The organism is Acinetobacter sp. 12966 (assembly GCF_031196995.1).
Taxonomy (GTDB): Bacteria; Pseudomonadota; Gammaproteobacteria; order Pseudomonadales; family Moraxellaceae; genus Acinetobacter; species Acinetobacter geminorum.
In genome coordinates, this window is the sequence record NZ_JAVIMC010000065.1 from 151650 (window position 1) to 175420 (window position 23771).

The window sequence follows — 23771 nt, forward strand, 5'->3', positions numbered from 1 at the left end:
GAAAGGGCACAGGCTTTTTATCTCATTTAGAAACAACAAGAATTTATAACGGTAAAACTATGCCAACTATAGAAATATCTTCCAAAAAATTACAGGTTGTTCAAACCGCTATCCAACTTTTTACCACGCATGGATTTCATAATGCAGGCGTAGACCTGATTATCAAAAAATCCAAAATTCAAAAAGCCACGTTTTATAACTACTTTCACTCGAAAGGATGCCTTGTTGAAATGTGCCTAATCTTTCAAAAAAGCCGACTCAAAGAAGAAGTACTGGCAATTGTCTATTCACATCGCTACCCAAACGCAGCCGATAAACTCAAAGAAATTGTCCGTTTACATGTCGATTTAAACAGTTTTTACTTTTTGCTATTTAAGGCCATTTTTGAATTAAAACTGCTTTATCCTCGAGCTTACCGCATGGCGATTGAATATAGAAAATGGCTACTTAAAGAACTTTTTGATTTGATATTTAGTCTAGAAAGTCGTGGCTTAAAAGCTGATGCAAACATGATTTTATTTATGATTGATGGTGCAATCATCCAACTTTTAGATCCTAATAAAGCGGAGGAAAGGGAGCAATTGTTGGATTATTTTTTAAATGCTTTGGACGGAAGTTTGGTCACTGTATGAATAGGAGTATAAAATTATATTAATAATATATTCTATATCAGTAATTATATTATCTAACTTTTTATTAATTTTTACTTAAGCTCTTGTAATTGTAGTAATTTGTTTTCACATTTTTTATGAGGTGGTGTTTTATAAGGTGTTGATTTTTAATCTTATTATATAGAATCTAGAAAGTTGTTATTTGTAAAAGGCTAGATTTGAAAATAGACAAATCTGTCTATTTTTTATAAAATATAGTAGTTTATAACTCAGATTTATAAAAAAGTGATGTTTAATAATATCTTTCAAATTTTAGAGAATTTTGGTTTTCTCTCAAAACATCGTTCGGTATACCTTCAATTTTCAGATGCATCCCTGAATAGCCAAGTTTTTTTACAACGTATAGATGGGCAACATTATCTTAATCAGGGCATAACTGCAGATTTGATTTGTTTATCAACCAATGCTCACCTTCCACTTAAAAAATTTATAGGTGTACAGGTTGCTGTTGATCAGGTGACAGATCAAGGACAATTATTTCGTACTACAGGTATTATTACTGGAGCGTCACAGGGGCAAAGTGATGGTGCTCTAACTTTATATAAGCTCACAATAAGTGATTCAACTTATCTTTGGCATAAACGCAGAAATAGCCGTGTGTTTATGAACAAGAGTGTGAAAGAAATTAGTGAAATTCTTTTTCAAGAATGGCAAGGGAAAAGCCCATTATTTGCTGCTAGCCTTACACTAGATTTGAGTGGGTTAAAACAGCAATATGATACTCGTCCTTTCGTTATGCAGTTGAACGAAACTGACTATGACTTTCTAACTCGTTTATGGCGAAGTGAAGGTATTAATTGGCTGATTGATGAAGCGGAACTGATTGTACCGAATAATACAGATCATATTCAGGCACAAAAATTACGTCTCATTGATGATAATAACCAATTTCAAGCGCTGACAAGAAGAACGGTTCGTTACCATCGAAGTCATGCAACTGAACAGTTTGATAGCATGACTAATCTAATCGCTGGTCGTAGTTTACAGCCGACTTCAGTGTATGTGCAGCGTTGGCAGTCAGATGTATTACAACAAACAGATGGGGCTGGCAATGTACAAAGCAAACATCAACATAGCAGTAATTATGACAATCAGAGTTTAAGTCTTGAAGATGCTTGGCATTTTAGCCCAGCATGGATGCAAGATTTGAAAGGTGAAGATGGTGCAACACCAGCAAGTGGTCAGCAGCTAGAAAAGTTCAATCAAAACTTAAGTGCTTACCATGATGCCCAATCTAAGCAGTTTATTGCTCAAACTACTGTACGGGATACACAAGTCGGCTATTGGTTTGAACTTAATGAGCATCCAGAAATTGATCTACATAGTGGAGCAGACAAAGAGTTCTTAATTATTGGTAAGAGTTACTACAATCAAAACAATTTACCCAAAGATTTAAATCAGCAAATTCAAGCTTTGGTTCAACAAAGCGATTGGCAGTTGGGTAACACAGAAGAACGTCAGGGTAATGAGCTGATTTTACAACGCCGCAATATTAAAATTGTGCCTGAATATCAACCTTTACAAAATCGGCCTAAAGCTTCTCCTCAACGTGCGCGTGTCGTTGGTCCAGAGGGTGAAGAGATTTATGTTGATCAATGGGGACGTATTAAAGTTCGTTTCTTGTTTACAAGAAGTGATGACCATAACCACGATGGTGGAGCGGGAAGTAATGACAATGATACTGATTCAGCTTGGATCGATGTTTTAACCCCTTGGGCTGGAAAGGGGTATGGTGTACGTTTCTTGCCACGTGTTGGAGAAATCGTTGCTATTAATTTCTTTGATGGTAATGTCGATCGCCCATTTGTAGTTGGACGCATTCACGAGGCTGAACGTCATCCAACCCGGTTTGACCAGAAAGGACAGTTACCCGATACCAAAAAACTAAGTGGTATTCGTTCAGAAGAGGTGGCTGGAAAAGGCTTTAACCAGTTACGACTTGATGATACGACTGGGCAAATTAGTGCACAGTTACAAAGTAGCCATGCTGTTAGTCAGTTAAACCTTGGTAATTTGAGCCATCCGAAAGAAAGTGCGACAAGTGAAGGTCGTGGTGAGGGGGTTGAACTCAGAACAGATCAATGGGGGGCTATTCGAGCTGGTAGTGGTTTACTCATTACTACTCATAAACAGGACCAAGCCCAAGGCGTACACCTTGATGCAAATGATGCCGAGCAACAAATAGAAGGGGGGCTCAATAATGCCAAAGCACTTAGCGAAGTTGCTAAGAATCAGCAAACTGATCCACTAGAAGTGCTTGAAAATCTAAAAACTTTTTTAGAACAAATTGAACAGCAAGATAAAGATAAAGCAGCTGTATTTAAGCAAGCTATTATGGTGTTAAGTGCACCAAATAGCGTGGCTATAGCCAGTAACGAAGATATACATCTAAGTGCAGATGGCCAATTAAGCCAAAGTGCTGGAGATAGTATTAATTTAAGCACTCAAAAGAACATAATTGCACACGCACAAAATAAGATCAGTCTTTTTGCAGCCCAACAGGGAGCTAGGCTCTATGCGGGTAAAGGGAAAGTTGAGATACAAGCCCAAGCTGACGGAGCAGACTTAATTGCACGTAAAGGCGTTCAGATTATTTCTACAGAAGATCGAATTGAAATTACTGCCTCTAAAGAAGTTGTAATCACATCTGGTGGTTCCCAAATTAAGATTAATAGTTCGGGCATTTTCCCTGTCACAGGCGGGAAGTTTGAGGTGAAAGCTGGGCAGCATGTATTTACTTCTGGAGCAAGTGTGAGTGCAAATACTCCACAGTTACCTGTGTTGGGAGAGCTAAATCAGCATAATTTGCGGTATCTTTTGAAAGATAAAGAAGGTATTCCGTTTGCTCATCATAAATATATTGCTTTTTTGCAAGATGGAAAAAAGCTGGAAGGTATCACTGATAAGAATGGATATACTCAATTAATTAATACTGTACGTCCAGAAGAAATATCTATCCATTTGTATAACCATGAAGAAATTAATATAGATTAGTCATGACAAAATTCTATCCATATGTTGTATTAAAAACTAATGTTAGTCCTAAGCTATTAAAATATAACATTTATATATACAACACAGTACACAACCAAGCTGAGACAGCTATTCTTTTTAAAGATACTGCTTTTAAGAAAATAGGTAATGAGCTTTATCAAACTAAATCGATCGAAATTGATAGTTCAAAAATAGGGTTAGAAAGACTGAGGGATTGTGTCATTATTCTGAATTTATATCGACTAACTACTTCAGGGCAAGAAAGTTTAGTGATTAGTCGCTATATTATTCCCGATAAAATTGAATCTTATCCTTACCCAAATCATGAAAAGAATAAAAATATTCCAGTAACAAAATATGTTGAGTCAAATGCTGTAACTAAAGTTGTTAAAGGTGATGTTTCTAAAAATGATTTTGAACTTGCTTTAAATCGGAATCGAATTTTTCAATGTATTGATCCAGGGTGTAAGCCAGGAGAAGCTAAAGATCCTTTTTCTAAGGCTAAAATTGAAGCCGGTTTACAATCGAGATTAAATGAGCCTTTTCCAGAACAAAATTTTGCATCCTTGTGTGGCCCTGCAGCTTATTTTTTTTGTTTAATTAATCTAAGTCCATCGAAATATAAAATTGCAGTAAAACAACTATGGGAAACGGGTCAAACTAAAATTGGTGAACTTGATATTAAACCTTCACAGGATGGATGTAGACGAGTTAAGAATTTTTATTTTCAAAATGGTAAGCCTAAAATTTCTTCTATTGATTGGATAACTCTTGCAAGTTTGCGTGAATCAGAGAACAAGCTTTTAAAACTCAATGATCCTGATCAAGAGTTTGCAGGTATTACTATGTGGAATGGAATGCATGATTGGTTCAAAAAATCAGGATTTAAAATAGAAAAAGAGTTCTCATTTAAGCCTTTTGGCTATAACGATGTTTCAGTCGCTGAAATTAATCGATATGCTGGAAATAATTCTTATGTTATCACTTTAATTTCAGCAAGTATTCTTGACTCTGGAGCGAGTTCTGGAACAAATATGTTGCCAGACCATTGGATTGTTTGGACTGATAAATTACGTTTGACAAACGGTAGTATTGTTACCGAAGTAACAGATCCAGCTACTGAAGTAAGATTAAAACTATTCTCTTGGGGTGAAAATAGACAAAGCCTAAGACAAAAAATATCTTTGTCTAGTTTTTCTAATAAAGTATTTTATGCATTAATTATTAAAAAGGAAAAAATTTGATGAAAAAATATTTCATAATTATATTATTTTTCATATTCTGTGTTTCTGGATGTGGAAAGAAATATACTATAACTCCTGATGTGCTTCCAACAGCTCATGTGAATCAGGAGTATAGACAACTTATTCAGATTTCTGGAGGTAAAGTTGTAGATAAAGAGGCTGAACTAACTACGGATATACCAGATGATTTGGGTATTACAGTTAAGCCAGAAAATGATTTATCTAGATACAATATTATAGAGATCAAAGGAAAACCAAAATATAAGGGATCGTTTTCTATAAAAATTTGGGCTGGATTTCATGGTGGGGGTAGCTCTGTAATAGACAAAACCTATACTTTTAAAGTTGAATGAAAGAATCATGATTTAGTATCTATACTTTACTTTGGAAGTTTTAAAATTGACCTGATAGTAAATGCTTACATATATCCAAATTTAAACAGTCTATTATTTGTAGACTGTTTAAATTTATATTTTTAAAGAAATTTAAATTAAATAACAAATTTTAATATCAGAAATATTTCATAATTATATTAGTTATTAAGGTACTCAAAGTTTTCAGATCAATGGATTATATGGACAGGTAAGTTAAGAGATTTAAAAGGCCAACCCATTAATGAATCTTCAAGTACGTATGATACAAAAGTGACTCTTAAAATATTTACTTGGGGTGAAAATAACTCAAGCTTAAAAAAAGGGTTATCTTTGTATAGTTTTGATCGAAAGGTTTTTTTTGCACTTGTAATAAAAAGGAAAAATTTCTAATGAAAAGTAAATTAGTCTTCATTTTTTCAATCTTAGTATTATTTACAGGTTGTGGAAAAAAATACAAGATAACACCTGATAGCCTGCCTATAGCTCATGTTAATCAAGAATATAAGCAAACTATAGAAATATCAGGGGGTAAGGTTGTCGATCAATATGCTGAATTAAATACGAATATTCCAAAAGACTTTGGGATAACTGTTCAACCAGATAATGATTCAAATGGCTATAATATTTTAGTTGTGAAAGGGACTCCAAAATATAGTGGAGAATATCTCATAACGATAAGAGCTGATTTCTTTGGTGGTGGTGGTGCTGAAATAAAAAAAACCTATACTCTCAAAGTTGAGAAATAAATATCTTAAATTTTAAGAATTTGTAAAATTAAAATTTTACTCCTTTCTAAATAAAAAATAGTCTATTATTTATAGACTATTTTTTATTTACACTTTTTATAAATGCAAATTTAACAATAAATTTTAATATCAGTAAGCCTTCTTAGTAGTGGTAGTAGTTCAGGTACCCAAAGTTTTCCAGATCACTGGATTGTTTGGACTGATAAATTAAGAGATACAAAAGGACAGCCGATAACAAGTTCTTCAGATCCTTATAAATCCGAAGTTCGACTGAAAATGTTTACGTGGGGGGAGAATACCCAAAGACTCGGTGCAGGCATATCTCTATATAATTTCGAAAAGAAAGTATTTTTTGCTTTAATTGTTAAAAAGGAGAAATTCTAATGAAAATTAAACTTATCGCTATTTTCTCAATTTTATTGATGCTTACAGGTTGTGGTAAAAAATATACGATTACTCCTGATAGTTTGCCAATAGCTCACGTTAATCAAGAATACAAACAAACTATAGAAATATCAGGAGGAAAAGTTGTCGATCATTATGCTAAATTAGAAACAAATATTCCTAAAGAATTAGGAATAACAGTTCAACCTGCTAATGATCTAGATGGTTATAATGTTATTGAGGTCAAGGGAACTCCAAAGTATAAAGGTACATTTACAATTCATATTTGGGTGGGATTTTATGCTGGTGGCGATAATGAAATCGATAAAACCTATGCTTTTACAGTTCAGTAAAAAGAGACCTTAACTTTTAATAAGTGAAATTTCTATCCATTTAACAGGAAGAAGAGAGCCTAATAGTGGTGAAATCTAAAAACTATATTTGCTCTATTATTTTCTCAATTTTATTGATGCTTACAGGTTGTGGTAAGAAATATACTATAACTCCTGATGTAATTCCAACAGCCCATGTGAATCAGGAGTATAGACAGCTTATTCAGATTTCTGGAGGTAAAGTTGTAGATAAAAATGTTGAATTAACTACAGATATACCAGAGGATCTTGGTATCACAGTCAAGCCAGAAAATGATTTATCGAGATACAATATTATAGAAATTAAAGGAAAGCCAAAATATGAAGGAACTTACAGTATAAGTATTTATGCTGACTTTTTTGGCGGTGGTAATAATGAAATTAAAAAAACTTATACTCTTAAAGTTGAGAAATAAATATTTTACATTTTAAGAATTTTTAAAATTACACTTTTTATAAATGAAAATTTAACTTATTCCTATTTTCTCAATATTATTGGTACTTACAGGTTGTGGTAAGAAATATACGATTACACCTGATGAATTACCAGTTGCTCATGTCAATCAAAAATATTATCAAGTGATTCATATTTCAGGTGGTAAAGTCGTTGATACAGATCAGCCATTGAACAAAAATATTCCTGAAGATTTAGGAATAACAGTTCAATCTGCTAATGATCGAGATGGTTATAATATTATTTAGGTCAAGGGAACCCCAAAGTATAAAGGTACATTTACAATTCATATTTGGGTTGGTTTTTATGCAGGTGGAGGTAATGAAATTAATAAAACCTATATTTTTACAGTTCAGTAAAAAAAGATTTTAACTTGTAATAAGTAAAGTGAAATTTCTATCCATTTAATAGGAATAAGAGAGACTAATAGTGGCGAAATCTAAAAACTATATTTACTCTATTATTTTTTTAATATTATTGATACTTACAGGTTGTGGTAAGAAATATTCGGTACGAATCAACAGACGCCAAAGCTAAAGCGATAGAAGAATGGGCTGATGATGGTAGTTTCCATACCAAACTAAAATGGCATCCACGTTTACGTCAAGTGGCGGTTTATGACGCTTATGATGTTCCAACTTACTATTACTTTGACCTCAATGGGTTTACTTACCGCACACGTTTAGCAGATGGATGTGAATCATGGTATAGCCGTGATGGGCAAAAGCGGATTACTCGTCAAATTGATTTTGAAGGGCGAGAGACTCAACAAGAATATAATGATCAAGATCAACTTGTTAAAATTGTCCAGCCAAACGGCGGAGTAATTCGTTTTGCATATGATGAACAGGGTAATTTAGTTGAAATTAAAGACCCAGAGGGCAGTATTTGGAAACGTGAATATGATAAAAATGGTAACCTTAGTAAAGAAATCAATCCATTAGGGCATATCACACAGTACAAATATAACAATAATCAACTGGTTGAAGTCATTGATGCAAAAGGTAGTGCTAAGAAAATTCAATACAATGAATTGGGGCAGATGATTTCATATACCGATTGCTCAGGTAAGAGTCGTACATGGGAATATGATGAAGATGGTGCACTGACTGCTGAACAAACTGCAAATAATAAAGTTGTACAGTATTTTTACAGTGATAAAGGCCGAGATAAAGGGCAGCTACAAAGCATTATCTATCCTGATGGGTTAAAAGAATACTTTGAACATGATGAAGAAGGACGTTTACTTAAACATACTGATACTAAAGGTTTAGTAACGGAATATAAGTACAATCGAGTTGGCTTATTAGAGCAGCGTATTGATGCCAATCGACATAGCATAGCTTATCAATGGGACAAACAAGGCCGCATTCAAAAGCTGATTAACCAGAATCAAGCAGAGTACGTGTTCGAATATAACTCATATGGATATTTGATACGTGAACAGGCCTTTGATGGAGAGGAAAAGCACTATAGTTACAATGAAAATGGTCGATTATTTCAAATCCGTCAACCAAATATACTGACCCAATTTGACTATTATGCAGATGGACAAATTGCTTCGAAAAGTTTTACCCACTTACATACAGGGCAGAAACAAACAGAGCAATTTGACTATAACCTGAATAACCAGCTGAGCCGAGCCAGTAATGAGGTTAGCCAAATTGATTTCTATCGCAATGCACTTGGGCAGTTGGTTAGAGAGCATCAGCATTATAAAATTCCAGAACTGAAACCGCTCACAGCAGTATTACATTATGAATATGATGAGCTTGGAAATTTAATTAAAACAATTCGGCCTGATGGACATACACTGAATCATCTTGTTTATGGTTCAGGGCATATTTATGCAATCGGTTTAAATAACCAAGAAGTTGCTTCATTTCAGCGTGATGATTTGCATAGAGAAACAACACGACTATTAGCAAATGGACTCATTCAAACCAAACAATATAATGATGTGGGGTTATTGAGTTCACAGCTAATTCAACCTGAGCAAGAAACCCAAGACTATTTACAATATCAAGCACATAGACACTATCAATACGATCAAAACTATTTGCTTAGTCAAGTCGAAGATAGTCGTTTGGGTAGGCTCAATTATCAATATGACCCAATTGGGCGTTTAATCGCAGCTCAAAGTTTACATAAAGCAGAAAGCTTTAGCTTTGACCCAGCAGGTAACTTAATTGACACTGACTCGGTATTAAGTCCTGCACAAATTAAAAATAACCTTATTAAAAGTTATAAAGGTAAACACTATCAATATGACGCTCAAGGTAATGTGACAGAGATTATTCAGGCTGGTAAAAACCTTAAACTGACTTGGGATAATCAAAACAGACTTATTCGAAGTGATAATAATGGTTTAGTTACAGAATATGGTTACGATGTATTTGGTCGTCGACTCTACAAAAAAACAGCCAGAGCATTAACTTTATTTGGTTGGGATGGAGATTTAATGATATGGGAGTCTTTTAAATCTGCACAGACTAATTATACAAAGCACTATATTTATGAACCTAATAGCTTTGTTCCACTATTACAAACAGGTTATAAGGATTTCATTCAACTGATAGAAACTCCTGATTATCAGGAATATCAAACAAAACCATATTCTATTTATAAAGACCCAGTATGGAATAGTAATACTCGGAAAAAGCGTACTGATTTAGAGCAGATTATATTCTACCACTGTGATCAGGTGGGAACACCACAAACCATGACCAATACCCGAGGAGAATGTATTTGGGAAATTCTCCACGACACGTGGGGAACGGTATTAGGAATTAAAGGGGTAAATCAAGATAATCCATTTGAACAAAATAATTTACGTTTTCAAGGACAATATTACGACCGTGAAACAGAATTGCACTATAACCGTTATCGTTATTATGAACCTCATAGTGCAAGATATATAAGTAAAGACCCGATTGGGCTAGAAGGTGGTATGAATACCTCTAGTTATGTAAGTGATCCAAATAAATGGATTGATCCAGAAGGATTAAATAGTTTTAATTATGGTGAAATGTTTGGTATCCCCGCTAGTGCTCAGGCTGGTATAGCATATCAAGGCCAAAGAAATTATGATTGCTGGTTAAAAACAGGTAAGCAGTGTGAATTAGCAATAGAACCGCTTTTTGACTATGTTATATGTTCAGGTGGTTTTTCTGCATTTGGAGGTTCTAAAATTTATAATTTACATAATGGTAATGTCTATACTGCTGGCGGAGTTTCCTTGACTGGAGTAAAAGATATGAAAGATCATGCTCAAACAGTTGGAGATATTGCTAAAAAAAGTATAGATAAAAGTTTTAAAGTCGGCCCTGCAAATTTAAGTAAACTAAAAAAAATGTTTAGTGGAAGTTGTATGGCTGGATACATTCTTAATAAGCCATCAGGTTTAACAAACTCCAAGGCAACAGATGAATTTTTAACTGGTATGGGGATTTCCCAAAGTATTGGATGGTGGGGAGCGAGGATTGGAGTAACTACTCCAGCTGGTTCATTCTTTGATCGCAATGGACCTGTAGGCATTGAAGCAGGTATTGGCACCCCTGGAGTAGATATAAGTGTAAGCGACAGTAAACCAACTTTGGTTCGTACTCAAGACTAAGGGTTATAGTATGAAGAAAACACTTTATTATATTTTTTTATCTATTTTAATTATAAGCTGTACATCATTTAATGAAGAAGATGATGTACATGAAAAGATCGATTTAAAAAAGCTTTCTAATGAATTATTTAGTGCATATAAATATGAAGTTGATACTGATAGAAATAAAAGCTCTACTCAATTAATTGTGATAAAAATAAATAAAGAAAATTTTTCGATTAATGATTATAATAAAATTAAAAACAAACTGTTAAGTAAAGATTGGGATTTTGTTGATTCATACGATAATTATTATAATTTTTGTAAAACTAATAATTATTCTATAGATATATTAAATCCTATTCATGATAGACATTATACAAGAGAGGGTGATGAAGTGAATTTTAAGAGCAAAGATTATTGGTATTTTGCAATATACTATAATAAATTAGGAGTTAATAATTGTATGGAATATTATGGTAAGTAAATTTTGATTATTTAAATAAAATTTCTTAAATTTGTGGTGTTTATTTTAATTTGACAATCTGGTTTGAAGTTTTAATTGGATTTGTTAAATTATTATTAAAATCTAAATTTAATAGTTGGTATGCAAAATATAAGAAGGAGTTATGATTAAAATTAATTGTTTAACATTGATTACAGGTCTTAGTCTTTTATTATCAGGATGCAACAAAGATGTTGAAATAAAACCTCAATCTAAAAGTTCGAATGAAGCTGCTCCACATGATTATAGCAATGTTTCTGCAGAACAATTTAAAGGGAAATTAAGTTTTTTTAAAGAACAATTGGATAAAATCTTTACCGATCAAAAATTTATTTTGAGGGATGAGGGTATTGCTTTTGCTCCTACTCAAAGCTTTCTTGTTGTTCAAATTCCTGTAGAGAGATTAAATGAGGAAACCTATCAAAGAAATATTGTTCCTAGAATTAGAGAGAATGGTTGGATTCTTGAGAAGCATATAAAAATTCAGATGTTTTTTGTAATGGTAAGAAATATCAGTTAGAGGTTATTCGGCCTAAAGATTACTCTAAAGAAACTATTAATGAAGAAAATAGGTTAACTTTTACTTCAATTGAAAAAGAATGGAATATCGGTATGTATTATCAAGAATAAGGGACATTGTACTGTGGAAATGAATTACCGATAATAAATATTTAGTAGAAAAATATTTAAGTGTAAAGATAAAGTTAAGAGATTAGTTAGGGGCAAATAAGTATGAAGTTAAATAAGTTGAGTTTGGTTGTTTTTATACTTTTTATATTTACTGGGTGTGGTGAAATTTATTCTCAACCTTCTGATAAATATCCATTTGAAGTGAAAATGAAAGCTTTATTAGGGGATAACCTTAAAATTGTGAACTCAATACGTAAAGCAGAAGTTCAAATTTCTTCTTTTAGATTTGAAAAAGATCCTAATAAATTGAAAAAAGTAATCAACCAATTAGAAGAAGATGGGTGGGTGTTAAAAGGCAAAGGACAAGGAGTTGATACTTATTGTTTAGGGAGAAATAATAGAATTAATGTTGTGAGCCCTACTATGATAGGTGTTTTTGATTACCAAGGTGGGAAACTCAATATAACAGATTATAATTCTGACGCTATATCTTATAGCTATAACAAATGGGGAGATGATATGTGTGAGTAATTTATTCAGATATATAGCATTATTTTTCTTGTTTTTACAGGTGGGTTGTTCTAATGGAGTGTATGAACAGCCTGCGGATAAATACCCATTTGAAGTGAAGATGAAAGCATTATTAGGCGATAATATTAAAATTATAGATTCTATAAATAAATATGAAGCACAAGTTTCTTATTTTGAATTTACTAAAGACTCTAGGAAATTAGGGAAAATAGTCAGGTATTTAGACAAAGATGGATGGGTGTTAAAAGGGCAAGGGCAGGGAGTTAATACATATTGTTTAGGTCCAAATAACAAAATTAATATAGTTAACCCAAACTTTGGCAAGATTCAAGATTATAAAGGTGGAGAATTGAAAATAACTAATTATGATATTAATACGGTTTTGTATCGATACTATAAGTGGGGAGATGATTTGTGTGAATGATTTTTGGAAATCTTATTTATATTTTTCATTAATCCAAATGGGTTATTATAATAAAATATATAAGCAACCTTCTGATAAACATCTATTTGAAGTGAAAATGAAAGTTTTAATTTATTAATTTGTAGGTAAAAAGGTTGAAGGGCTAAGATAATGTTTTTTTTAAGATCCTTAAATTTATATATCTTAAGTTTATTTTTTTGTGTTTATGCTTGTAGTGCTACTTATGAAAAAAGTAATGAATTTCAATTAGCAAAATATGGGAATGTGGATACCCAATATAACGTTGCAATGAACTTTTTAAACGGAGAGGAAGGTTATCCAAAAGATTATAATCAAGCTAAAAGATGGTTTGAGATAGCTTCCAAACAAGGAGATGCATCAGCCCAAAATGCTTTAGGGATTATTTATTTAAGGGGGTTAGGGGGAGATAAAGATTTAAGCAAAGCAGAATATTACTATAGACTAGCTGCAAATAAAAATCATGAAAATGCTCAGTTGCAATTAGCTCTTATCTTAAATAGTAAAAAAAGTGATAACTTGAAAGAGGCTAAAGAGTGGTTGGAAAAAGTTAGCCTTAATGGAAATATAGAAGCTAAGGATAAGCTTAGAGAAATAGAAAATAAATAATATTTTAATAATCAACACTTGGTTATGAGAATAATTTATTTAAGTCGAAAAAATATTTCATTCCTGAACCTTTATAGAGATATTATTTCTTTATAAAGGTTTGAGTTTTCTTTGCCAATCCAGAATAGTATTAATCTGAAATTATGAAGTTTTTTTTTATTAATTTTTATATGTAGTACATTAACTTTGGTAGGATGTGATTCATCTAATATAAAAGTTAAAAGTTCTAATAGTGAGTTAAGCAAATATCAAAAAGATGCAGAAAATGGTGACCCAGTTGCTCAATACAATATAGGTGTTATATATCAACAAGGATTAAATGGTAATAAGGTTAACTTAGATAAAGCTGTGTATTGGTTTGAAAAAGCAGCTAAGCAAGGTGAAGAAGATGCTAAATATAATTTGGGTGTAATTTACATTAGTGATAATTCAAAATATAAGAATGTTAAAAAAGCAATTGAAATTTTTTCAGAAGGGATGGAAAAAAATGATGCTGAATCTATTAATCAATTAGGAGTTATATATAAAGATGGTATTGATATTGCTGTAGATTATATAAAAGCATTATCTTTATTTAAGCAAGCAGCTAATTTAGGATCGAATAGTGCAGAGTTTAATCTAGGGATAATGTATTTTAAGGGGCAAGGTGTTAAACAAGATTTTATTGAGGCTAGGAAATGGTTTGAAAGAGCATATCAAACAGGTGAAAATATTGATGCAGCTTATACCCTTGCGGGAATGTGTTACGAAGGGAGAGGCGGGAGTAAAGATATTGAAAAAGCACTAAATTTATATCAGTTTGCAGCTGATCATGGAGATCAAGAAGCTGCTAAAAATATAGAAATTATAAAAAAAGAATGTGGGTGTTAAGAAAATGAGATGTTCTGAGTGAGGATAATAATATCTAAGCTCAGGATAATATATTAATAATAGATTTTATTAGTTAATTAGACCATTTTGTGGTTTTTAAAGAGTAAAATAAGATTAATGTATAAATTTATCACAGAATTTGCCGTAGTAATTTCACTTGAAATTAGTAAAGCTTTTCTTTTTTATGACTTGAAAGAATGGTTTTTGAAGAAAAATACTAAAAATATATTAATTATATATATTCTGGACCTCATGTTAAAATAGGGTCGTCTATGGAATATTTTAATCCTGGATCATATGGAGTTAATTGGTAATGTTAATGAAAAGAATATTGATTTTTGTTGTAAGTTCTATATTTTTTGTTTCTTGTACTAAATCTAATAATGTGAGTGTAAATAATGAAGAAGATGTAGTTTTGGCATCTAAGAATTATTTGTTAGAAGGAGATAAATACTTTTATGGTAGAGGAGTAGAAAAGAATTATATCGAAGCTAGGAAAAATTATGAAAAAGCAGTTTCTAGAAATAATATTGAGGCAATTTATAATTTAGGTAATATATATCAGTTTGGCTTGGGGGTGAATAAAGATTTAGGAAAGGCTTATGATTATCTTAATGTGGCTGCAAATAGAAACTATCCCCCTGCTATAAATGATTTGGGTTTGATGTATTATAAAGGGGATGGTATTTCTAAAAATGTTGATAAAGCAGAGGCCTTATTCCTAAAAGGAGCAGAGCTGAAATATGTTCTGTCTTATTATAATTTGGGGGAATTGTACTATTCGGATAGTGTGAAAAATAATGATGAAAAAGCATTTTATTACTATAAGTTGGCAGCAGATAGTGGTGATAGTGTGTCAATGAATAATGTTGCATATTTATATGAGCATGGTGAAGGAGTTGAGTTATCAAGTAAAAATGCAATTATTTATTATGAAATGGCATTTAATCATGGCTATAAATCTGCAGCCTTAAATCTTTCTAATTTGTATAATAAAGGTAATAAAGATATGCAACCATCAATGGATAAGGCAGCTTTTTGGAAAGAAAAAGCTTTAAGTTAACATTTATGATCATAAGTCTCCAGTGCCACGAGTTCCAGAAGTTCCATCCAAAATGGGTTATCACCCACTTGATTTTCCAAACCAAGGCATGTTTTAAATGAGAGATAATACGAAAGTTTTCTTATCAATATTTATATTTAGTACATTAACTTTGATAGGATGTGATACTTCTAACATAAAAGTCAAAAGCTCCAATAGTGAGTTAAGTAAATATGAAAAAGATGCAGAAAATGGTAACCCAGTTACTCAATACAATATAGGTGTTATATATCAACGAGGATTAAATGGTAATAAGGTTAACTTAGATAAAGCTGTGTATTGGTTTGAAAAAGCTGCCGAACAAGGTGAAGAGAAAGCCAAAGCTAATTTGGGTATAATTTATTATACAGAGGGAACTAAATATACTAATATTCCCAAGGCTTTAGATACTTTTTCTGAACTTTCGAAAAAAGATAATAGAGTAGCTATTAATTTTTTAGGAAGAATGTATAAGGATGGAGTTGGTGTAGAACAGGATAATAATAAGGCCTTTAATCTTTTTAATAGAGCTGCTCTTTTGGGTGACTTAAGTGCACAGTTTAATTTGGGTAATATGTATTTTAATGGCGAAGGGACCCCTTTAGATTATGAAAAGGCTGCCTATTGGTATAATCAGGCTATTATAAATGGAAAGGATGGAGATGCCGCTAAAATACTTGCTGGAATGTACTATGAAGGGAGAGGGGTAGAAAAAAACATTGGTAAATCAATTGAACTACTTCAGATTGCTGCTGATCAAGGAGATCAAGAGGCGGCCAAAAATATAGAAATTATAAAAAAAGAATGTGGCTGCTAATAAATATTTATTAAATTGTTCTGAGTTTAGATAAATTTTATCTAAACTCAGAACAGTATATGATTAATGAGATATAATATTTTTATTGAAATTGTTATTGGTATTAAGGAATATTAGATTTACTTTTGAGAACGAATTTTTTAGTAGTATTTTTTAAAAACTTGAGTCTAGTATGATTAAATATTTAAATCTCTTTATTTTTGCTCTCTTGGTAGGCTGTAGTAGCTTTCATAGTTCGCCAAATTCTGAATTTGAAAATTTAAAAAGTGCAGCAGAACAGGGAGATATTCGTGCTCAGTCACAAATGGGTGATGCATATCTATTCGGTGAGTATGATTTAAATGTTGATTATAAACAGGCTCTTAATTGGTATCAAAAAGCTGCTGATCAAAATGATGCAAAATCTCAATATAATTTAGCAATAATGTACCTTAATGGTTATGGTGCAAAAAAGGATGTATCAAAATCTGTAGAATATTATCGTAAATCTGCTTTACAAGGAGATGCTGATAGTCAACTGCAATTAGGAATTAGATATCTAAATGGAGAAGGAGTTGAAAAAAATATTCAAACAGCAAAAGAATGGTTTCAAAAAGCAAAATTATCCGGGAATCAAAAAGCCGATATTTATTTAGAAAAATGAATAGGTAAGAGGGCTAGTTTGGCTTAATCAGTATTTATAAAGTAAAAAATATTTATTTTTAATATTAAGGTTAATGAAAATTATTGTTTAATGAATGATTTAAAAAATAACCTATCTGGTAATTTTAAGATATGATTGTGGATTACCTTTTGTTGTTATTGTGATCAAAATAGTTCAATGCATCCAAAATATAGTAGATAGTTTACTAATAAATTTTTTGAGTTTAAAAGGTTGTAAATTATCAATACTTTATTAATTTATTGGTAAAAAGGTTGTAGGGCTAAGATAATGTTTTTTTTAAGATTCTTAAATTTATATATCTTAATTTCATTTTTTTGTGTTTATGCTTATAGTGCTACTTATGAAAAGAGTAATGAATTTCAATTAGCAAAATATGGGAATTTGGATGCCCAATATAACGTTGCGATGAACTTTTTAAATGGAGAGGAAGGATATCCCAAAGATTATAATCAAGCTAAAAGATGGTTCGAGATAGCCTCAGATCAAGGAGATGCATCAGCCCAAAATGCTTTAGGAATTATTTATTTAAGGGGGTTGGGGGGAGATAAAGATTTAAGCAAAGCAGAATATTACTATAGACTAGCTGCAAATAAAAATCATGAAAATGCTCAGTTGCAATTAGCTCTTATCTTATTAAACAGTGAAAAAAGTGATAACTTGAAAGAGGCTAAAGAGTGGTTGGAAAAAGCTAGCCTTAATGGAAATATAGAAGCTAAAGATAAGCTTAAAGAGATAGAAGATAAATAATATTTTAATGATTAATAATTAGTATATGAAAGTATTTAATTCATAAAAATATTTTATTTCTGAACCTTTGATTTTGATTTTTTGTGTTTGTAATAAAAAAGGAAAAATTCTAATGAAAAGTAAACTAGTCTTTATTTTTTCAATTTTATTGGTACTTACAGGTTGTGGTAAGAAATATACGATTACTCCTGATAGTTTGCCTATAGCTCATGTTAATCAGGAGTATAGACAACTTATTCAGATTTCTGGAGGTAAAGTTAGTGATACAAGTTCGCCTTTAAAAACAGATATACCTGAAAATTTAGGAATAACAATTCAACCTGCTAATGATCGAGATGGCTATAATATTATTGAGGTCAAGGGTATTCCAAAGTACGAAGGTATATTTACAATTCATATTTGGGCTGGTTTTTATGCAGGTGGCGGCAAGGAAATCAAGAAAACATATACTCTCAAAGTTGAGGAATAAATATCTTACATATTAATAATTTTTAAAATTAAACTTTTACTCCTTTCTAAATAAAAAATAGTCTATTATTTATGGGCTATTTTTTATTTATAGTTTTTATCAATGCAAATTGACAATAAATTTTAATATTTGAAAGGCTTTTTAGTCGTGATAGTTAATTTCGAATAGAAAGTATTTTTTACTTTGATTGTTAAAAAGGAGAAATTTTAATGAAAATTAAACTTATCGCTATTTTCTCAATATTATTGATACTTACAGGTTGTGGTAAGAAATATACGATTACACCTGATAGTTTACCAATAGCTCACGTTAATCAAGAATACAAACAAACTATAGAAATATCAGGAGGAAAAGTTGTCGATCATTATGCTAAATTAGAAACAAATATTCCTAAAGAATTAGGAATAACAGTTCAACCTACTAATGATCTAGATGGTTATAATGTTATTGAGGTCAAAGGCACTCCAAAGTATAAAGGTACATTTACAATTCATATTTGGGTAGGATTTTATGCTGGTGGCGATAATAAAATCGATAAAACCTATGCTTTTACAGTTCATTAAGAATTTTAAAAATTAAATTAATCTACATGTCTATTATTGAACCAGATTAACTAAATATAAAAATAGTGACGATCAAAAATATTATTAGATTATTTTTTATTTCTTTGCACTAGGAAAAAAGGCGAATGGGAAGGAAAGCAATCAAATCTGCTTACTTTCCTTACTTTAAAAATAAATTAAACCTGAACTTAATTTATATAAATATTACTTCTTTTGCTTAAAACGGTATTTACATTTTAGACAGCGATAATCTTGAAAAATATTCTTGTCGATTATTACGCCAGCTTTCTTACCAAAAATATTACCAACTACACCACCAGTAATTCCTGCACTAATGGCACCAACAAAAGTCCCTACAGTTCCGCCAACAATTACACCTAAAGGACCAGCAACAGTACCAATAGCTGCTCCAACAGTAGCACCAGTCGCAGCACCACCTACAGTGCCTGCCGTTGTGCCGGCAGCTGTGAGTAAAACACCGCCAGTTGTTCTAAGTAATTTGTCATGGTCACGTGCTTCAATTTCTGTAGAACCACACTTAGGACATTGCAGAGCTTTTTCCATAAAATTTCCTGTCTTCATCATTGACTGACACAGTTGAGGGCTAAATCAGTGCAGTGGGTAAAGAGCCTGTCTTGCGATGCAGTATCTTTTGCCTATTGAGTGATCGTAACAATAAACTGGTCTGCTTTGATTTTAGCTGAACATTGACACAAATATTTATAGATCATGTAAACACTTGTACTTTAATAATTATCTCATTAAATACCAATGTTTAGAATGACTAAGGGTTACATATCAATGTGTCTAGCAGAGAGCAATTCAATAATCATGAATAGAATGTGAATGGTTTTTTAAATAGATTTTCTGAAGTTACTTCGGGTGACGAACTGTTAAATGATAAAAGGCTTATCCTGTTTGAATAAGCCTTTTTTGAATATTAGAGTGCTTTTTTCCAACTCAGAAATTTATATAGTCCAAACATGAATGTAATCCAGATTGGAATTAAAATAACAGATTTTTCAAACCCTTGAGTCCACATGATATATAAAATCATGCCAATGAAAATCAAAACAATATAGTTACTCAAAGGTGAAAATAGAGCAGGGAACTTGGCAACTTTATCTTCAAGTTTCATGGCACGTTTAAACTTTAAATGAGTAAAGCTAATAATTGCCCAGTTTAAAACCAGCGCAGCCACAGCCATGTACATGAGATAGCTTAAAGCTTCTTCTGGGATAAAGTAGTTCAGCAATACACAACCAAAAATCAGAATAGAAGAAAAGATAACAGCAGGTGTTGGAACCCCTTGTTTGCTGACTTTTGTAAAAATTTTGGATGCATGGCCTTGTACTGCTAGACCATATAACATACGACTGTTTGCATACATGCCACTGTTATAAACTGATAGGGCAGCCGTCAAGATAATAAAGTTAAGCAAATGCGCTGCCCAATCAATACCAAGCTGGCTAAAAATCATCACAAATGGACTTTTATCTAAACCACCGAGGTCAAGCTGATTCCACGGAATAAGCGACATGATGATAGCAAGCGAAGCCACATAGAAAACCAAGATTCGAAAGATGACTTGGTTAATGGCTTGCGGAATACTTTTTTCAGGATTCTCTGCTTCAGCGGCAGTCATCCCAATCAGTTCAATACCGCCAAATGCAAACATTAAAAAGGCGAGCATATAAAACAGGCCCGAGAACCCATGCGGGAAAAATCCGCCATGCTGCCACAAGTTCGCAAAGCTAGCGATAGAATCACTACCCGCGGTAAGCAACAAATATAAGCCAAACACGATCATGGCAATGACCGCCGCAACTTTAATAATGGCTAACCAAAACTCAGATTCACCGTAAAATTTAACGTTGCCTAAGTTCAAACAGGTAACCAAAACAAAGAAAAATAAGGCTGATATCCACGCAGGAATGTGGGGCCACCAGTAATGCACATATTTAGCAACTGCTGTTAACTCAGTCATCGCGACCAGAATATAGACCACCCAATAGTTCCAGCCCGATAAAAAACCGGGGAATTTTCCCCAATATTTTTGTGCAAAGTAACTAAAGGAACCGACCACAGGTTCTTCTACGATCATTTCACCCATTTGGCGCATAATTAAAAATGCGACCAAACCGACGATGGCATAACCTAAAATAATAGAAGGACCAGCGGACTGGATGACTTGTGCAGAACCTAAAAATAAACCTGTCCCGACAGCACCACCCATAGCGATTAACTGGATGTGACGATTTTTAAGTCCACGTTTTAATTGGGAAGATGAGTTGCTCAAAATATATGCGCTGAATTAAAAAGCTGGTGCTATTGTAATAGATTGGTTAGGGATAACCTAGTTTGAAAAGGATTTTACTCGGCTAAATAAAAAGGGATTCGTACAAAGCTATACGGATCCCTTTTTGAAATCAGTTATTTTAATAAATTAGAAAGATACCATTTTGCCCGGATTAATCATTGCACCAATACCATACATGCTTTTAGCGAGTGGAATAACAACGGGTGCAAGAGTACGACCAAAAATAATATTTTGATGATCAATTTTAGATAACATTTCGAAGTCGTTAGATTGCCCAACAAAGTCATTCGCGATGGCTTTACCAATACGTACAGTCTGAGCAACGCCGTGACCACTCCAACCATGAACAGCATAAATTGGGAATTTATTGCCAAACTTACGGCTATCGACTGCACCATTTACGGTTAAATCGGTCGTGCCACTCCAGACAAAATCCATCTCTAGATTTTTAATTTGCGGGAAAACCGTATGAATTCGATGTTCTAGATAATTTAATGTTTTCTCTGGACCCCAGCATGTGCCAGTGCCTTGTCCACCAAACAATAAACGGTTATTAAACACAGGGCGGTAGTAATCAATCTGGAACTGAGTGTCATAAACTGGATGTCCAAATGGCAGAAGCTCTTTTGTATCAAGCTCTAGCGGAGCGGTGGTTGCAACATAAGTATAAAATGGAATAGTGGTATTGTTTTGTTCTGATAAAAGTTTAAATGACGCATGATGTACCGCTAACACCACAGACTTTTTAGCTTTTACGACAGCATTTGCTGTATGAACATAAATACCATCTGGTTTTTCTTCTATCGAAATGACTTCTGTTTGCTCATAAACAGAACCACCATTTTGGCAAAAGCCATAAATTAAGCCACGGTTTAAAGCTAAAGGATGGATTTGTCCACCCAACTCATCAATTAAACCGCCCGTATAATAATCAGACTTAATATAGTCCATGAGTTCATGTTTACCCACAATGCGGGTATGGTCTTCACCTAAATATTTTCGTGCGTCGGCGCCTTGTGTTAAGCCAACTAAATGTCCTTCATGAACGGCGGCAGTAATGTGACCATATTTTCGGTCAAAGTTAAGTTGGTATTTTTCCGAGATGTCATCAATGAGTTGCATCGCTTCTGTAGAGGTAAAATGCCAGAGTTTTTTGGCATCTTCATAGCCTAAGCGATCGGCCATTTCTTGAGCTTCCCAGCGAGCTAAACCGGGGGTAAGTTGTCCGCCATTTCGGCCAGAAGCTGCACTACCAATGCGATTTTTTTCTAATAAAACAGTATCTACGCCTTGTTCAGCTAAATGTAATGCACTCGATGAACCTAATAAACCACCGCCAATAACCACGACATCACATTCAATATCAGCTTTTAAACTGTCAAAAGTATGCCAATCAGAAAGTGAGCTTTCATAGTAGTTTGCTGGATTATCTGCCGATGCACCTTCTACAGTTGTTGCGTCAAATTTTGCATGCTTTGGATTTAACCAACTCCACTCTTTGCCCACTTGTAGAGATTTACTTGGTTTATATTCCACGTCTTTTAAAAGTTGAGGTTTAGAAATAATTTTCATGACGAAGTTCCTTAAAAATTAATAAGCATTACTGATAGCAATACTTTGTTTTTTAATCGTTTTATAGATAAATAGGAGAATGCCCAAAGCTAACCAGAAACATCCAAAAATCAGTGAAGATGAGTCAAGATTAACCCAGAGGCAAATAATGCTGATTACAGAGATAAGCGGTAAAAATAGGTTTAGAAATTTGTTTTTAAAACCTGCGCGCTGTTTATCTTTAATATAAAACTTCATAAAAACAGAGAAATTTACGGCTGTAAAAGCGACTAGGGCACCAAAGCTGATGAGGCTTACGACTTGGGCTAAATCTAGAAAAACCGCAGACATTGAAATAAGACCAACAAACAAAACCGAAAAAAATGGTGTACCTAATGAGATATGAATTGTCCCAAAATACTTTTTAGGAAAAATATTATCGGTACCCATTATATACAGTAAACGTGAAGCACTGGCATGAGAGGCAAGGCCAGAAGCGACAGTGTTCATAATTTGTCCGCATAAGAATACAGATTGGAAAAAAGCACCACCCACGTAAAGCACAATTTCAGGCAACGCTTCAGATGGATGCTGAAAGCGTAGATTGTTTGGAAAATAAAGTTGAATAAACCAAGCTGCTGTGAAGAAAATCAGTCCGCCTGCAAGAGTTGTTAACATGACTGCGCGGGGAATATTTTTGGTGGGTTGTTTGGTTTCATTAGAAAGCGTGGTAACCGCATCAAAACCTAAAAATGAAAAGCACAAAACTGAGGCACCCGCAACGAGGGGGAGTAAAGATTGGTGCTCATGCCAGAGTGGCGCCAAAGTAAGCACATGCTCATAACCTTGAGTCGAGCCAATACCCTTAATCACTAAATAAACAAAAATGACCATAAGTATGATGGGGGCAAATACAAACAACAGGCTTAAATTGGCGAGTAATCGAATGCGGAAACAATTCACTAAAGTGACTAGGCTTGCTGATACAAGTACCCAGAACCAGTAAGGCAGGCTTGGGATAAGGGCTGTGAGATAAATCGCAGCTAGCAAAACATTAATGAGGGGTAATAACAAATAGTCGAGTAGTGAACACCAACCGACAAAAAAACCACTTTTAGGGAGCCTGTAAATTATTTTGT

23 protein-coding genes and 2 pseudogenes are annotated in these 23771 nt (G+C 33.1%); 21 read left to right on the forward strand and 4 right to left on the reverse strand.

Going from position 1 to position 23771, the window contains the following annotated elements:
• Positions 1–59: 59 nt before the first annotated feature.
• The 21 genes and pseudogenes from RFW85_RS10535 (at position 60) to RFW85_RS10635 (ending at position 18761) form a co-directional block, all read left to right on the forward strand.
• On the forward strand, positions 60–632 hold the full coding sequence (locus tag RFW85_RS10535) for a TetR/AcrR family transcriptional regulator (protein WP_309171502.1): 573 nt from the start codon (positions 60–62) through the stop codon (positions 630–632).
• Between the two features lie 267 nt (positions 633–899).
• Positions 900–3665, forward strand: coding sequence for a type VI secretion system Vgr family protein (locus RFW85_RS10540; RefSeq protein ID WP_309171503.1), 2766 nt, complete (start codon positions 900–902; stop codon positions 3663–3665).
• A gap of 2 nt (positions 3666–3667) precedes the next feature.
• On the forward strand, positions 3668–4909 hold the full coding sequence (locus tag RFW85_RS10545; protein ID WP_309171504.1) for a hypothetical protein: 1242 nt from the start codon (positions 3668–3670) through the stop codon (positions 4907–4909).
• Positions 4909–5262 (forward strand): hypothetical protein, encoded by a 354-nt coding sequence (locus tag RFW85_RS10550; protein ID WP_046813582.1) that lies wholly within the window; start codon positions 4909–4911, stop codon positions 5260–5262. Before RFW85_RS10545 ends, RFW85_RS10550 begins: the two co-directional genes overlap by 1 nt.
• Positions 5263–5672: 410 nt before the next feature.
• Positions 5673–6029, forward strand: a complete 357-nt coding sequence (locus RFW85_RS10555) for a hypothetical protein (protein ID WP_005111717.1) — start codon at positions 5673–5675, stop codon at positions 6027–6029.
• A 383-nt stretch (positions 6030–6412) separates the two neighbouring features.
• Positions 6413–6766 carry a hypothetical protein gene (locus tag RFW85_RS10560; protein ID WP_309171505.1) on the forward strand — a complete coding sequence of 118 codons (354 nt, stop codon included), beginning with the start codon at positions 6413–6415 and terminating at the stop codon, positions 6764–6766.
• Between the two features lie 116 nt (positions 6767–6882).
• Complete coding sequence (locus RFW85_RS10565) at positions 6883–7200, forward strand: hypothetical protein (protein WP_309171521.1); 318 nt, start codon at positions 6883–6885, stop codon at positions 7198–7200.
• A gap of 58 nt (positions 7201–7258) precedes the next feature.
• Positions 7259–7597, forward strand: a pseudogene (locus RFW85_RS10570) (hypothetical protein).
• A 140-nt stretch (positions 7598–7737) separates the two neighbouring features.
• Positions 7738–10854, forward strand: a pseudogene (locus RFW85_RS10575) (RHS repeat-associated core domain-containing protein); the annotation flags it as partial.
• Between the two features lie 10 nt (positions 10855–10864).
• The gene (locus RFW85_RS10580; RefSeq protein WP_309171506.1) at positions 10865–11320 is read left to right on the forward strand and encodes a hypothetical protein; all 456 of its coding nucleotides are present in this window, start codon (positions 10865–10867) and stop codon (positions 11318–11320) included.
• 142 nt (positions 11321–11462) lie between these two features.
• Entirely contained in the window at positions 11463–11858 is a 396-nt protein-coding gene (locus tag RFW85_RS10585; RefSeq protein ID WP_309171507.1) for a hypothetical protein, read from the forward strand.
• A 212-nt stretch (positions 11859–12070) separates the two neighbouring features.
• Positions 12071–12499 carry a hypothetical protein gene (locus RFW85_RS10590; protein WP_272228171.1) on the forward strand — a complete coding sequence of 143 codons (429 nt, stop codon included), beginning with the start codon at positions 12071–12073 and terminating at the stop codon, positions 12497–12499.
• Positions 12483–12923 carry a hypothetical protein gene (locus RFW85_RS10595; protein ID WP_309171508.1) on the forward strand — a complete coding sequence of 147 codons (441 nt, stop codon included), beginning with the start codon at positions 12483–12485 and terminating at the stop codon, positions 12921–12923. Before RFW85_RS10590 ends, RFW85_RS10595 begins: the two co-directional genes overlap by 17 nt.
• Before the next feature lie 150 nt (positions 12924–13073).
• A complete protein-coding gene (locus RFW85_RS10600; RefSeq protein ID WP_309171509.1) occupies positions 13074–13550 on the forward strand; it encodes a tetratricopeptide repeat protein in 477 nt (158 codons plus the stop codon).
• A gap of 186 nt (positions 13551–13736) precedes the next feature.
• The gene (locus RFW85_RS10605) at positions 13737–14420 is read left to right on the forward strand and encodes a tetratricopeptide repeat protein (protein ID WP_375143862.1); all 684 of its coding nucleotides are present in this window, start codon (positions 13737–13739) and stop codon (positions 14418–14420) included.
• A 313-nt stretch (positions 14421–14733) separates the two neighbouring features.
• Positions 14734–15483: a tetratricopeptide repeat protein gene (locus RFW85_RS10610; protein WP_309171510.1), complete on the forward strand. Its 750-nt coding sequence runs from the start codon at positions 14734–14736 to the stop codon at positions 15481–15483.
• A 97-nt stretch (positions 15484–15580) separates the two neighbouring features.
• The gene (locus RFW85_RS10615) at positions 15581–16318 is read left to right on the forward strand and encodes a tetratricopeptide repeat protein (RefSeq protein WP_309171511.1); all 738 of its coding nucleotides are present in this window, start codon (positions 15581–15583) and stop codon (positions 16316–16318) included.
• A 172-nt stretch (positions 16319–16490) separates the two neighbouring features.
• Positions 16491–16961: a tetratricopeptide repeat protein gene (locus RFW85_RS10620; protein WP_309171512.1), complete on the forward strand. Its 471-nt coding sequence runs from the start codon at positions 16491–16493 to the stop codon at positions 16959–16961.
• Positions 16962–17249: 288 nt separating this feature from the next.
• Positions 17250–17729 carry a tetratricopeptide repeat protein gene (locus tag RFW85_RS10625; RefSeq protein WP_309171513.1) on the forward strand — a complete coding sequence of 160 codons (480 nt, stop codon included), beginning with the start codon at positions 17250–17252 and terminating at the stop codon, positions 17727–17729.
• Positions 17730–17841: 112 nt separating this feature from the next.
• Entirely contained in the window at positions 17842–18198 is a 357-nt protein-coding gene (locus tag RFW85_RS10630; RefSeq protein WP_309171514.1) for a hypothetical protein, read from the forward strand.
• Positions 18199–18407: 209 nt separating this feature from the next.
• Positions 18408–18761 (forward strand): hypothetical protein, encoded by a 354-nt coding sequence (locus RFW85_RS10635; protein ID WP_309171515.1) that lies wholly within the window; start codon positions 18408–18410, stop codon positions 18759–18761.
• Between the two features lie 204 nt (positions 18762–18965).
• Here RFW85_RS10635 and RFW85_RS10640 read toward each other — a convergent pair whose 3' ends face one another.
• From RFW85_RS10640 to RFW85_RS10655, 4 genes are all read right to left on the reverse strand, one after another.
• Complete coding sequence (locus RFW85_RS10640; protein ID WP_002120526.1) at positions 18966–19325, reverse strand: hypothetical protein; 360 nt, start codon at positions 19323–19325, stop codon at positions 18966–18968.
• Positions 19326–19701: 376 nt separating this feature from the next.
• Positions 19702–21060 (reverse strand): amino acid permease, encoded by a 1359-nt coding sequence (locus RFW85_RS10645; RefSeq protein ID WP_309171516.1) that lies wholly within the window; start codon positions 21058–21060, stop codon positions 19702–19704.
• Between the two features lie 147 nt (positions 21061–21207).
• On the reverse strand, positions 21208–22653 hold the full coding sequence (locus tag RFW85_RS10650; RefSeq protein ID WP_309171517.1) for an FAD-dependent oxidoreductase: 1446 nt from the start codon (positions 22651–22653) through the stop codon (positions 21208–21210).
• 18 nt (positions 22654–22671) lie between these two features.
• Positions 22672–23771, reverse strand: a 1100-nt coding sequence (locus tag RFW85_RS10655; protein ID WP_309171518.1) for an APC family permease, incomplete at its 5' end; no start/stop codon positions are given.

What these genes read in the sequence shown, in the direction of transcription:
- RFW85_RS10610 (WP_309171510.1), top strand. Translation starts at nt 14,734, where the DNA reads ATGTTAATGAAAAGAATATTGATTTTTGTTGTAAGTTCTATATTTTTT.
- RFW85_RS10580 (WP_309171506.1), top strand. Translation starts at nt 10,865, where the DNA reads ATGAAGAAAACACTTTATTATATTTTTTTATCTATTTTAATTATAAGC.
- RFW85_RS10585 (WP_309171507.1), top strand. Translation starts at nt 11,463, where the DNA reads ATGATTAAAATTAATTGTTTAACATTGATTACAGGTCTTAGTCTTTTA.
- RFW85_RS10640 (WP_002120526.1), bottom strand. Translation starts at nt 19,325, where the DNA reads ATGGAAAAAGCTCTGCAATGTCCTAAGTGTGGTTCTACAGAAATTGAA.
- RFW85_RS10590 (WP_272228171.1), top strand. Translation starts at nt 12,071, where the DNA reads ATGAAGTTAAATAAGTTGAGTTTGGTTGTTTTTATACTTTTTATATTT.
- RFW85_RS10595 (WP_309171508.1), top strand. Translation starts at nt 12,483, where the DNA reads ATGATATGTGTGAGTAATTTATTCAGATATATAGCATTATTTTTCTTG.
- RFW85_RS10550 (WP_046813582.1), top strand. Translation starts at nt 4,909, where the DNA reads ATGAAAAAATATTTCATAATTATATTATTTTTCATATTCTGTGTTTCT.
- RFW85_RS10600 (WP_309171509.1), top strand. Translation starts at nt 13,074, where the DNA reads ATGTTTTTTTTAAGATCCTTAAATTTATATATCTTAAGTTTATTTTTT.
- RFW85_RS10545 (WP_309171504.1), top strand. Translation starts at nt 3,668, where the DNA reads ATGACAAAATTCTATCCATATGTTGTATTAAAAACTAATGTTAGTCCT.
- RFW85_RS10540 (WP_309171503.1), top strand. Translation starts at nt 900, where the DNA reads ATGTTTAATAATATCTTTCAAATTTTAGAGAATTTTGGTTTTCTCTCA.
- RFW85_RS10535 (WP_309171502.1), top strand. Translation starts at nt 60, where the DNA reads ATGCCAACTATAGAAATATCTTCCAAAAAATTACAGGTTGTTCAAACC.
- RFW85_RS10615 (WP_309171511.1), top strand. Translation starts at nt 15,581, where the DNA reads ATGAGAGATAATACGAAAGTTTTCTTATCAATATTTATATTTAGTACA.
- RFW85_RS10650 (WP_309171517.1), bottom strand. Translation starts at nt 22,653, where the DNA reads ATGAAAATTATTTCTAAACCTCAACTTTTAAAAGACGTGGAATATAAA.
- RFW85_RS10620 (WP_309171512.1), top strand. Translation starts at nt 16,491, where the DNA reads ATGATTAAATATTTAAATCTCTTTATTTTTGCTCTCTTGGTAGGCTGT.
- RFW85_RS10635 (WP_309171515.1), top strand. Translation starts at nt 18,408, where the DNA reads ATGAAAATTAAACTTATCGCTATTTTCTCAATATTATTGATACTTACA.
- RFW85_RS10630 (WP_309171514.1), top strand. Translation starts at nt 17,842, where the DNA reads ATGAAAAGTAAACTAGTCTTTATTTTTTCAATTTTATTGGTACTTACA.
- RFW85_RS10555 (WP_005111717.1), top strand. Translation starts at nt 5,673, where the DNA reads ATGAAAAGTAAATTAGTCTTCATTTTTTCAATCTTAGTATTATTTACA.
- RFW85_RS10560 (WP_309171505.1), top strand. Translation starts at nt 6,413, where the DNA reads ATGAAAATTAAACTTATCGCTATTTTCTCAATTTTATTGATGCTTACA.
- RFW85_RS10565 (WP_309171521.1), top strand. Translation starts at nt 6,883, where the DNA reads ATGCTTACAGGTTGTGGTAAGAAATATACTATAACTCCTGATGTAATT.
- RFW85_RS10625 (WP_309171513.1), top strand. Translation starts at nt 17,250, where the DNA reads ATGTTTTTTTTAAGATTCTTAAATTTATATATCTTAATTTCATTTTTT.